Source organism: Bacillus sp. NEAU-Y102, assembly GCF_054788175.1.
Map to the genome: position 1 here is coordinate 47,354 of NZ_JBTWFK010000010.1, position 11,606 is coordinate 58,959.

Sequence of the window (11,606 nt, forward strand, 5' to 3'; positions counted from 1 at the left end):
AGATAAGTAAGGTGAAAATAATATCACCTTACTTATTTTTCTATTCAGCAATTAGGGGAGTCATTAACGGGATGAAAAAAAGAAAAAGACTATGGAATTTGTGGAAAACGATTACATTGTTAGTTTGTACAGTTGTAATTTTTTCTTTACTTGTGACAGATATATTAATTAGTCATAATGTAGAACGGGCGACGGAGGATAGCCAAGCAGAGAAAGCAAAAACAATTGCACACATTGTGGCGAATGATTCAATTGTAATCAATGGCTTGGTTGGGAAAGCGGATACTCCTGCAATCCAAACGTATACAAATAGGATATTAAAAAACACAGGTGTTCAATTTATTGTAGTTATGGACATGGATGGAATAAGAAAATCTCATCCAGATCCTCAAAAAATAGGTCGTCATTTCATTGGTGGGGACGAAGGGCCTGCATTGAAAGGAAAAGAACATGTATCGTTAGCAGAAGGAACTTTAGGTATTTCCATGCGAGTGTTTGTACCAATATTTTCTGAAACAGGTGAACAACTTGGAGCAGTGGCCGTTGGTATTTCAGCAGATAATGTAAAAGAGAGAGTTAAGGAAAGTAGACATATCATTTATATTGGTGTCGGAGTTGGAGTATTAGTCGGAATTATAGGAGCAATATTGCTAGCTAGACATATCAAGAAAAGTTTATTCGGTCTTGAGCCGCACAGGATAGCAAAAATTCTTGAAGAAAGAAATACGATGCTACAATCTGTAAAGGAGGGGATCATTGCTGTAGATAAAGAGGCTAGAGTAACGTTAATTAATAATGAAGCAAAACGTCTATTTAAAAAAAGTGGACTTGAAGAAAATTTTATCGGTAAAGATGTTGAGTTGTATATGCCAAATTCACGTATAAAAGAAGTATTGCAAACGGGAGAAGTACAATTAAACGAAGAACAAAATATTTATGGAATTACGATTGTGACGAATCGAGTTCCTTTATATGTAAAAGGAGAAATAGTGGGTGCAATTGCAACATTTCGTGATAAAACAGAGATTAGAAAACTAGCAGAGGAACTAACTGGTATTAGACTATATGCAGAAGCATTACGGGCACAATCTCATGAGTTTATGAATAAGATGCATGTCGTATTAGGGCTTACACATATGAAACAGTATGAAGAATTACAGAAGTATATAAGCGGTATGGTATCAGAGCATCAATATGAAATTGGTGGAGTTATGAAAAGAATAAAAAGTCCAGTATTTGCTGGTTTTTTACTAGGTAAGCTCAGCTATGCTAGAGAGAAAAATATAAAATTAATTATAAGTGAAGATTCTTATATGCCGGAAATAGATGATGAAAGTATTACTCATGAACTTATTACGATTGTCGGAAATTTAATTGATAATGCATTAGAAGCAGTGACGAATTGTGAAAAGAAGCAAGTTGAAATTGAGATACAACATGGGGATATATTAACTATTACAGTACAAGATACGGGAAAAGGTATACAAGAAAAAGAAATAGAGGAATTATTTACGAAAGGTTATTCCACAAAGGGAGATAACCGGGGTTATGGTTTGTATCTTGTAAAAGAAAGTATACAGCGAATAAATGGGGAAATTCATATGCATTCATTAGTAGGAAAGGGAACAACGATAACAATTGAAATACCTAAAGGTAGGGATGAGAGGCAAATATGATTAAAGTTTTAATTGTAGAAGATGACCCGATGGTAGCAATGTTAAATACGCACTATTTAGAGCAAGTAGGAGGGTTTGAACTTGTTCAAGCAGTTAACTCAGTAAAGTCGGCGATAGAAGTATTAGAGACATCACGAGTGGATTTAGTATTACTTGATATTTTTATGCCTGAAGAGACTGGGTTTGAGCTTTTAATGTATATCCGGAACCAAGAAAAAGAAATCGATATAATGATGATTTCAGCTGTACATGATATGGGGAGTATTAAAAAAGCATTACAATATGGAGTTGTAGATTATTTAATTAAACCATTTACATTTGAACGATTTAAAGAGGCATTAACTATATATCGAGAAAAATTTACTTTCATGAAAGAACAACAAAAAATTAGTCAATCGGAATTAGATTCGTTAATTTTACAAAAAGAAAAAAGAGAGCCTACTGTCACTAAAGAGCTTCCGAAAGGGTTAACGAAGCAAACGTTGCAATTAATTTGGCAGAAGATCGAGTCGCTGAATGGAAGAGTGTTTACAACAGATGAAATGGCACAATTAGTTGGAATTTCAAGAGTTTCTATTCGAAAATATGTAATGTTTTTGACTGACATTGGGGTGTTAGAAAACGAAATGATGTACCAACATGTGGGAAGACCTGTAAGTAAATTAAGATGTGTTGATCAAAAGAAAATAGAGTTTTACGTATAAGCGACTTAGTATAAGTCGCTTATACTTTTTTTAATTACAAAATCAATTACAAAACTTACAAAAACTATTTTTACTATTGAAAGCGTTTTAATATTGTTATTAAGAAAACGAGGGGGTGCCATATGGGAATTCAAAAGAATGTGGAAGCGGTATCATTTTCTGAAGGAAATGAAGTACAAAGAGAATCTTTCGCTTCTAAAATTATGAATGTAAAAATCGGTGTTATACCTTTACCGTTATATGTAGTATTGGCTGCTATTATTTATGGGGCATCTGTATATAATAAATTGCCAGCAGATATGATTGGTGGATTTGCAGTTATTATGATCATGGGGATTTTCTTAGGCGATATTGGGATGAGAATTCCAATTTTAAAAAATATCGGCGGTCCAGCAATACTTTCGTTATTTATTCCATCATTACTTGTATTTTTTAACTGGATGAATCCAGCTTCAATGGAAGCTGCGACAATGTTAATGAAAAAATCGAACTTTTTATATCTATATATTTCTTGTTTAGTAGTCGGAAGTATTTTAGGAATGAACCGTAAAGTGTTAGTACAAGGTTTCGTTCGTATGTTTATTCCTTTAGTAGTAGGGACGTTAGCTTCTGTAGCAGTAGGATTATTGGTCGGTTCACTATTTGGATTTGAAATGAAGCAGACATTCTTCTTTATCATCGTACCAATTGTGAGTGGTGGTATCGGGGAAGGAATTTTACCATTGTCGCTAGCTTATAGTGATATTTTAAATGAATCATCAGCAACGTTTGTATCACAGCTTATTCCAGCAGCTATTATTGGAAATATGTTCGCAATTGTAAGTGCAGGGTATATGAAGCGTTTAGGTGAGAAGAAACCGGAGCTTAGTGGTAACGGTGTATTAGTGAAAACGGACAATCAAGCAGAATTATTAAAAGAACAAAATACAGAGAAGCCAATTGACTTCTCATTAATGGGAGCAGGTTTATTAATTGCGTGTACGTTCTTCATCTTCGGAGGATTTGCTTCTAAGTTCATCGGTATTCCTGGGGCAATCATTATGATTTTCTCAGCAGCACTTGTGAAATACTTTAAATTAATGCCAGCGAAAATGGAGCAAGGAGCATTCCATTTATATAAATTTATTTCAAAAAATTTAACTTGGCCTTTAATGGTTGGATTAGGATTGCTATATATTCCGTTAAAAGACGTAGCAGCAGTTCTTTCAGTAGGATATGTTGTTGTGTGTGCATCGGTTGTTCTTACAATGGTAGCATCAGGTTTTCTTGTAGGGAAAGTGATGAAAATGTATCCAGTTGAATCAGCGATTGTAACTGGATGTCATAGTGGTTTAGGTGGAACTGGAGATGTCGCTATTTTATCGGCTTCAAATCGTATGGAATTAATGCCGTTCGCGCAAATTTCTACTCGTTTAGGCGGAGCGGCAATGGTTGTAACAGCGACAATATTATTAAAGATGTTTTCATGATTAAACAAGCTAGCTATATTCATATAGCTAGCTTGTCAAATTAAGGGGAGATTATAAGTATGTTAGCAAATCAAATTAATGAAAGATCATTGTTATTGCATAAAGAGTTAGTAGGGAAAATTGAAATTACAAGTAAAGTGGAGGTAAATTCAGCGGATGATTTAAGCCTGACGTATACACCAGGTGTAGCGGAGTCTTGTAAAGCAATTGCGGCAGATGAAGAAACGGTGTATGACTATACAGCACGTGGTAATATGGTGGCGGTTGTCTCAGATGGAACAGCGGTACTTGGTTTAGGAAACATTGGACCAAAAGCGGCTATGCCTGTTATGGAAGGAAAAAGTATTTTGTTTAAGAAGTTTGCGAATGTAGATGCTTTCCCATTATGTTTAGGCACAACGGATGTAGATGAAATCGTTACCCTTGTAAAAAATTTAGAGCCTACATTTGCAGGGATTAATTTAGAAGATATTGCAGCACCACGTTGTTTTGAAATTGAAAAGCGATTAAAAGAAGAAACGAATATTCCTATATTCCATGATGATCAACATGGAACAGCTATTGTCGTTTTAGCAGCTGTTATTAATGCATTAAAAGTTGTTAGCAAACAAATGGATAATGTAAAAATCGTTATTAACGGTGCGGGTTCGGCAGGAATTGCAATTGGAAAATTATTATTAAAGGCTGGTGCAAAGTACATTACATTAGTTAGCTTAGAAGGTATTGTTTGTGAAGGTGAAACATGGATGAACGAAGCGCAAATTGAAGTTTCAAAAAAGACAAATCGTGAACATGTGCGTGGAACGTTAAAAGAAGCGATTCACCAAGCTGATATTTTTATTGGCGTATCTGCTCCTAACGTATTAACGAAAGAACTTGTACAGACGATGAATGAGAAAGCAATTGTGTTTGCAATGGCGAATCCAATTCCAGAAATCTTCCCTGAGGATGCATTAGAGGCTGGGGCAGCTGTAGTAGGAACTGGGCGCTCGGATTATGCGAATCAAGTAAATAATGTATTGGCGTTTCCCGGAATATTCCGCGGTGCGTTAGATGTGCGCGCGACTGATATTACAGAAGAGATGAAATTAGCGGCAGCATATGGGATCGCTAACATCATTACGGACGAAGAACGTAATGCGAATTATGTAATCCCGAATCCATTAGATAAAAGAGTTGTTCCAAGTGTTGCAGAAGCAGTAGCGAAAGCAGCTATTGATTCAGGCGTGGCGCAAATTACGAAAATAACAAGTTATTAATAGCTAAAAGCAGTGCCTAAAAAGGCACTGCTTTTTTGAGATAAGAAATCAAAATAATGAAGAAGTGTAGAATTATTTATGTTTCTTCACTATTTATTTAATTCCATTGCAACTTGTTTACCATTTACTAAAACCTCAGTTACTGCTACGATCACTTCTATCATTTTTTTCATCTCTCATCTCTCCTCGTTTCATTTCTTACTTTAAGTATAAGAGAAGAGAGATAATTCAACTATCGAAGTACATGACGTAGAAATTACATTGTTGTAAGAAAGTGGTTTATTTTTGTCACTTTACTCAGCGGTGATTACAAACTGATCATAATATTTTTCATTCACATATATATTTAATAACCATAATCCAGATGAAGGTAGTGACATAGCGAGAGGGAGTTCGCTTGTAGTAGAATCGATTGTATTTGAAGTAGTCCAAGTTTGTTTGGAAGTTTCTTTTTGAAAGAGTACTGGTGTTGGAGTTACAGATCCTTGTTTTAGCGCAATAATAGACAATTTTCCAGTTGGTATTTCAGAATCTAGAAAGTACCATATTATTTCATTTTGTTCATTTGCGATAATAGGACTATCAGCCATTGCGATTTTTTTTTCGATGCCTTTTAAAGGTATTTTTCCGTCTATGAATGAGGGTGCTTCTTCCCAATTTACATCTTTTAAAACACTAAGGTGAAAGAAGGAAGGTGCGTTCACTTGAGTGGATGATGTTGTGACAGCTTCTGTTTTAGGTACTTTTGAATCAGGTTGTGCTTGTGTGCATCCAGTGATGAGGAAGGAGAGAAGTAGCATAGTTCCGATTTTTTTCATGGTGCCACACTCCTAGTTTTTATTGTTAGTGTAATTGTATTTGCTAGAAGGCGGGACAATTCCTTTAAATTATAAAAAGAGGTCGTAAGTTTTGTACGACCTCTTTTGACATTTTTTATCCCGTAAAAGCCCGATTGGTGTAGGTTAATAATCTGTGGGGGGGATGAACAAACCCACACTGATTAAAGTTTCACCTTATATTTGTTCGGTTGTATAGGTTGGTTCGGTTTCTTTTTGAGGCATCGTCAAAAAAATAACGGACAGAACGATACATACGCCGCCTAATAATTGATATGTTCCAAAAGATTCATTTAGCCAAGTGATTGAAACGATGGCAGCTACAAGGGGTTCAATGCTAGATAAAATGCTTGTTTCTGTTGCGGCTAAATATTTCAGACTACCGATATAAAGAAGGAAAGAAAGAGTGCCGCTTATAATGATAAGAATAAGCATAGAAAAAGTTTTTGGTGTAAAGGTTTGTGAAAGCTGACTCCATCCAAACGAACTATTACAAATAAGCAGGGCGATGCCGCCGATTAACATCCCCCAGCCAATTACTATGGTTGTTCCGCATGCTTTAATAAGCGAAGCTGGATGGAGGGTATAAAATGCAAATCCGATTGCTGTTAATAGTCCAAAAATAATAGCTTCTTTAGATAAAACAACATTTTCAATTGAGCCATTTGTAATGATGAAGTATGTCCCTGTTAGCGCAGTTATAATTGCGAATAGTTGCATAGAAGCAGGGAATTTTCTTTGTTCAAATGCAACATACATGGTAATAAGAACAGGACCTAGAAATTGAAATAGCGTTGCTGTGACCGCGTTACTAATATGAACCGTTTCGATAAAGGCGTATTGTGCACCGAGCATGCCGAGAATAGAGAAAATAATAAGTTGTATAGAATATCTAGGGTGTTTCCAAATTTGAAATATGTTTTGTTTCTTTGTAAGTAAGAAAGACAAAATAAATATTCCTGCAAGCAACAAGCGAATTGTTAAAAAATCAATTGAGGATACATTAGTATGCTGAAATAGCCACTGAATCATTGGACCAGATAATCCCCATAATGTAGCCCCTGTAATAATCATAATAAGTCCGATACGTCTACCATTGTTCATTATCATGTTTCTCCTCTCCGGTATTTGATTTTTTATGTGTGACATGATAAAAGGAATTATATATAACTTCTGGTACTGTAAAAAGTATCAGATTTTAGTTTTATTAAGGGGTCAGATATTATGTTAGAATTAACGCCTAATTTAAATGTGAATAGTAAAAAGGCATTATATGTGCAATTGTATGAGTATATAAAAAAAGAAATTAAAGATGGATCGATTGTACCTTTTACGAAATTACCAGCTAAGCGAAAGTTAGCGATACATTTACAAGTAAGTAAAAATACAGTAGAGGCAGCGTACGAACAATTACTTGCAGAAGGTTATATTGAGTCGATATCGAGAAAAGGTTATTTTGTATGCAAGATTGAGCAAATGGTTCATGTAGAGGATTGCGGAGAGAGAATAGAAGAAGTACCGTTTCAGGAGAAGAGTTATAAATTTGACTTTACACAAACAGGAATTGATACAAATGCTTTTCCATTCAATATGTATCGGAAAATTGTAAATGAAGTATGGCAGCCGCATAATAACGAACTTCTCTTTCTAGGACACCCTCAAGGGGAAGCGAGCTTAAGAGAAGAGATTACGAATTATTTGTATGAATCTAGAGGTGTGCGTTGTTCAGCTAGTCAAATTGTATTAGGAGCGGGAACACAAATATTAGTGAAACTATTGTTTCAATTGTTAAAGGGAAGCAATTATGCAGTTGAAAACCCAGGGTATCATAGGAAGATGGTTGTTTTTGAACAGGGAGAAGCAAGAGTCCAAATGTTATCTTTAGATAGAGATGGAATTTGTATTGCAGATTTAGAAAATAGCAATGCGAATGTTGTATTTGTTACACCTTCCCATCAGTTTCCATATGGAATGATTATGCCTATTACGAGAAGGATGCAGCTCTTACAATGGGCAAAGAAAGAAGAGGGCAGGTATATGATTGAAGATGATTATGATAGTGAATTTCGCTATTCTGGAAAGCCTATACCGGCGCTACAAGGGTTAGATACAGAGGGGAAAGTTATTTATATGGGGACGCTATCTAAAGCATTATTGCCATCGCTACGGATGAGCTATATGGTGTTGCCGAAGAAATTAATTAAAAAGTATCAACAGCAATATTTATTTTATACACAAAGTGTTTCAAGAATGGACCAAGAAGTGATTAGAAGATTTTTAAATGAAGGCTATTGGGAAAAACATATTCATAAAATGCGTGTCGTCTACCGAAAGAAGAGAGATCGACTTGTTTTTGAAATAGAGAAGTATTTCTCTAATCGTGTTGAAGTGATAGGAGAAGATTCGGGATTACACATTTTATTAAAAGTGCATAACGGAATGCGGGAAGAAGAATTAATTCAAGAAGCTGCGAAACATAGTATCAAAATATATCCTGTGTCTACGTACTATAAAGACGGTACGGCGCCTGAGAGTGTAGTTTTACTTGGGTTTGCGATATTATCAGAGGAAGAAATTGCGAAAGCGATTCAATTATTACACACGGCATGGTTTACCAGAAAGTAAAAAACATCCTCCAAACATGAGGATGTTTTTTATTATTTATTTTCATCTAAGAATAAGACCATATGCTCTTCGTCCCAATATTGTCCGTTATATTTTAATGAACGTTCTTGTACACCGAATGTTTTAAAACCTAATGATTCATAAAGTTTTTTCGCTCCATTGTTGCCAACAACAACATCAAGCATAACTTGTTCTACTTCTAAAGATTTAGCAAGCTCAAGACATTCTTTAATAAGTGCTTTTCCTGCTCCAAGTCCACGTGCTTTTGGAGATACATATACAGAACCGATTTTAGCTTTATGTTCTTGTTTTACATATGGTTTCGTTTCCAGTGTTGCAACCCCGATTAATTTTCCATCTTTAAATGCACCTAGCGTATAGTTTTCATCTTGTGCTAATTTTTGTGCTTTATATTCAATCGCACACTCTTTATTAATAATATCTTCATAAGAAGAGCTGAATGCTTCAGGGTTTTGCTTTAATCCTTCTACGCGAAGTTCTAAGTAAATTTCTGCTTCGTCTTTTGTTAATACATGGATATCCAATTATATCACCCTCCAAATCTTTGCAAATGTACCTTTATTTTATATTGAAATAAGAATAATTTCAAAAGCTTAGCTTATATGAGCTGTTTTTATGAACAAAATAACACCAGTAGTGTTTACTACTACTGGTGTTTTCACACGCATATTATTCAAAAGGTAGCTCGATTATAAAGTTTGTTCCCGCTCCTAATTGGCTTGTTACTAGAATAGAACCGTTATGCAATTCTACAATTTCCTTTGCAACAGCTAGCCCGATACCTTTTCCGCCTGTAGCTCGTGTTCTAGATTTATCGACACGATAAAAGCGGTCAAAAATATGCGGGATATCTTCTTCAGGAATACCTTCACCTTCATCTTGTACACTTATTGTAAAAGAATCTGTTTCCATGAGTACACGTATCGTAATAGATGTGTTTTCTGGCGAATGTTGATAAGCGTTGTGTAATAAATTTAACATAACTTGTTCCATACGTCTTTCGTCTATACAAACTTCTAAATTATCTTTGCAATATACATGAAGTTGCATTTGCTTATTCGTTAATGTTGTTTTTGTTTTTTCAACCATTCGTTCTAAAAATGGCTGAAGAAGCACTTTTTGTTTTTTTATAACAAATTGGTGTTGTTCTAATTGTACAAGCATAAATAAATCTTGGACGAGATCGGTTACACTATCCGTTTCATCCTCAATGATTTGTAAGTATTCTTCTCGCTCCTCTTTTGTTAAAGAGTCTCTCTTTGCTACCTTTGCATAACCCTTCATATAGGTCAATGGAGTTAATAGTTCATGAGCGACACTAGCGAGAAATTCATTGCGCTCTTTTTTCATATACGTAAGTTCACTCGATAAATCTTCAATTGTTTTTGCTAAACTTCCGAGTTCATCATTCCGTTTAATACCTAATTGAATTGGTTTATTTAATTTTGACATTTTTTCTGTCGCTCTCTTCATTTTTACAAGTGGTTCTGTAATAACGCGTGAAAAAACAAAGACAGAAATTGTTGTTAAAATAATTGTTAAAACGCTAATGATAAGAAATTGGTTCATGAGTTTAAGTAACATATTTTCTAGGAAAGATGTTTTTAATAGCATATATAGCTTTCCTTGAAACTTTGTTGTGTTAAGTGGGCTTACTGTTGTGATGAACTTTGATTTTTTCCAGTTTCTTTCAACGACCAATCCGCCGTCTGGGACAGTTTCTGTTTTACAAGTAAGTTGTTTTTGCATATCTTTTGTTACGGGTTCTGAGGTGGAAATAATTTTGCCGTTATGGTCAGTAATAATGATAGCTATATCGGAGTTAGAAATTGATTCCGATTCAACTAAGTGTGCAGCCTCATTCGTAATATCGAACTCAGGATACACAGGACGTTTAGGATTTTTATTATGTTCAGCGTGTTTCATTTCTTTATAATATTCATCCCGTCTCTCGCGGCTTTTAATTTTTTTACTATAGCGATTACCTTTCTCTAAAAGAGCATCTGTTTCCTCTACAATACGCATTTTTGAAAGGCTTTTATAAAAAGATACGAAAGCAATTGTTTCAATACATAAAGCTAATATTAAAAAGTATGTCCCAATTTTAAGGGAAAGTTTACTCATTTTTTCACCATACCTTATTCATAATAAAGAGTCAGTGGTATACGATTTCCCACTGACCGAAGTAATTATTCACTTTTCCATTTATATCCGACTTTATAGACCGTTTCTAGGTAATCTTCAATTGGAAATCCTTTTTTGCGTAGTTTATCACGGATATTACGAATGTGTGAATCAATTGTTCTATATTCGATATCTGTTTCATAGCCCCAAATTTTTTCGATTAAATCATCTCGGCTATAAGCACGGTTTGTATTTTGCAAAAATAGTCCGAGTAACGAAAATTCGATAGGAGTTAATGAGATTTTTTCATCATAAACTGTGACAGTATGTTTCGTTTTATCCCACTCAATACCATTGAAACTAACAAAGCCATCTTTCTTTGTACGGCGTAATATAGCCTCGATTCGTGCGACTAATACATGCTCATCAAATGGTTTTGTAATATAATCATCTGCGCCCATCGTGAGGCCTTTCACCATATCGTAGTTTTGGTTGCGAGCTGTTAACATAATGATAGGAACGTTGGAAATTTGACGAATTTGATAGCAAGTATCCCATCCATCCATACTTGGCATCATAACATCTAATAAAATAATATCGAATTCTTTTTGTTCGATTAATTTTAGTGCTTCAAGGCCAGAGGTAGCTTTCATACAAAAATAGCCGCGAGGGCTTAAGAACAGATCTAATAATCGTAACATACGTTCTTCATCGTCTACTAATAAAATTTTTACCATAATCTTGTGCACCCCAAACTGTTCATTCTACTTGTATAGTTTACATGAAAATAGTCAACTACCCCCACTGAAATGAATCGTTTCAGTGGGGGCTTGAGTTTGAACGCTAGGTCTTTTCGTCCATCGCTAGACAGTTTGACGCTCTAGCATTCATG

General features: G+C 34.9%; 10 protein-coding genes. 5 read left to right on the forward strand and 5 right to left on the reverse strand.

Features of this window, described 5'->3' with window-relative positions; all coding sequences use genetic code 11:
- The first annotated feature begins 71 nt into the window (after positions 1 to 71).
- The 4 genes from ACYFX0_RS23010 (at position 72) to ACYFX0_RS23025 (ending at position 5,108) form a co-directional block, all read left to right on the forward strand.
- Positions 72 to 1,676, forward strand: coding sequence for a sensor histidine kinase (locus tag ACYFX0_RS23010; protein ID WP_000746398.1), 1,605 nt, complete (start codon positions 72 to 74; stop codon positions 1,674 to 1,676).
- Positions 1,673 to 2,380, forward strand: coding sequence for a response regulator (locus ACYFX0_RS23015; protein WP_000598691.1), 708 nt, complete (start codon positions 1,673 to 1,675; stop codon positions 2,378 to 2,380). The genes ACYFX0_RS23010 and ACYFX0_RS23015 overlap by 4 nt, the downstream gene beginning before the upstream one ends.
- A 122-nt stretch (positions 2,381 to 2,502) precedes the next feature.
- Positions 2,503 to 3,849 (forward strand): 2-hydroxycarboxylate transporter family protein, encoded by a 1,347-nt coding sequence (locus ACYFX0_RS23020; RefSeq protein ID WP_000512725.1) that lies wholly within the window; start codon positions 2,503 to 2,505, stop codon positions 3,847 to 3,849.
- A gap of 59 nt (positions 3,850 to 3,908) precedes the next feature.
- Positions 3,909 to 5,108 carry an NAD(P)-dependent malic enzyme gene (locus ACYFX0_RS23025; protein WP_000880775.1) on the forward strand — a complete coding sequence of 400 codons (1,200 nt, stop codon included), beginning with the start codon at positions 3,909 to 3,911 and terminating at the stop codon, positions 5,106 to 5,108.
- A 293-nt stretch (positions 5,109 to 5,401) separates the two neighbouring features.
- On the opposite strand, the gene ACYFX0_RS23030 is transcribed toward ACYFX0_RS23025, so the two are convergent.
- Both ACYFX0_RS23030 and ACYFX0_RS23035 read right to left on the reverse strand, forming a co-directional pair.
- On the reverse strand, positions 5,402 to 5,926 hold the full coding sequence (locus tag ACYFX0_RS23030; protein ID WP_106082003.1) for a DUF4871 domain-containing protein: 525 nt from the start codon (positions 5,924 to 5,926) through the stop codon (positions 5,402 to 5,404).
- A gap of 195 nt (positions 5,927 to 6,121) precedes the next feature.
- A complete protein-coding gene (locus ACYFX0_RS23035; protein ID WP_001059061.1) occupies positions 6,122 to 7,048 on the reverse strand; it encodes a DMT family transporter in 927 nt (308 codons plus the stop codon).
- Positions 7,049 to 7,168: 120 nt separating this feature from the next.
- Between ACYFX0_RS23035 and pdxR the strand changes: the two genes are divergently transcribed.
- On the forward strand, positions 7,169 to 8,569 hold the full coding sequence (gene pdxR / locus ACYFX0_RS23040; protein ID WP_000891922.1) for a MocR-like pyridoxine biosynthesis transcription factor PdxR: 1,401 nt from the start codon (positions 7,169 to 7,171) through the stop codon (positions 8,567 to 8,569).
- A 32-nt stretch (positions 8,570 to 8,601) separates the two neighbouring features.
- Here pdxR and ACYFX0_RS23045 read toward each other — a convergent pair whose 3' ends face one another.
- The 3 genes from ACYFX0_RS23045 to ACYFX0_RS23055 form a co-directional block, all read right to left on the reverse strand.
- The gene (locus ACYFX0_RS23045; RefSeq protein WP_106082004.1) at positions 8,602 to 9,114 is read right to left on the reverse strand and encodes a GNAT family N-acetyltransferase; all 513 of its coding nucleotides are present in this window, start codon (positions 9,112 to 9,114) and stop codon (positions 8,602 to 8,604) included.
- Positions 9,115 to 9,259: 145 nt separating this feature from the next.
- Positions 9,260 to 10,714, reverse strand: a complete 1,455-nt coding sequence (locus ACYFX0_RS23050; RefSeq protein WP_106082005.1) for a HAMP domain-containing sensor histidine kinase — start codon at positions 10,712 to 10,714, stop codon at positions 9,260 to 9,262.
- 65 nt (positions 10,715 to 10,779) lie between these two features.
- Positions 10,780 to 11,451, reverse strand: a complete 672-nt coding sequence (locus ACYFX0_RS23055) for a response regulator transcription factor (RefSeq protein WP_000238957.1) — start codon at positions 11,449 to 11,451, stop codon at positions 10,780 to 10,782.
- Positions 11,452 to 11,606 lie beyond the last annotated feature (155 nt).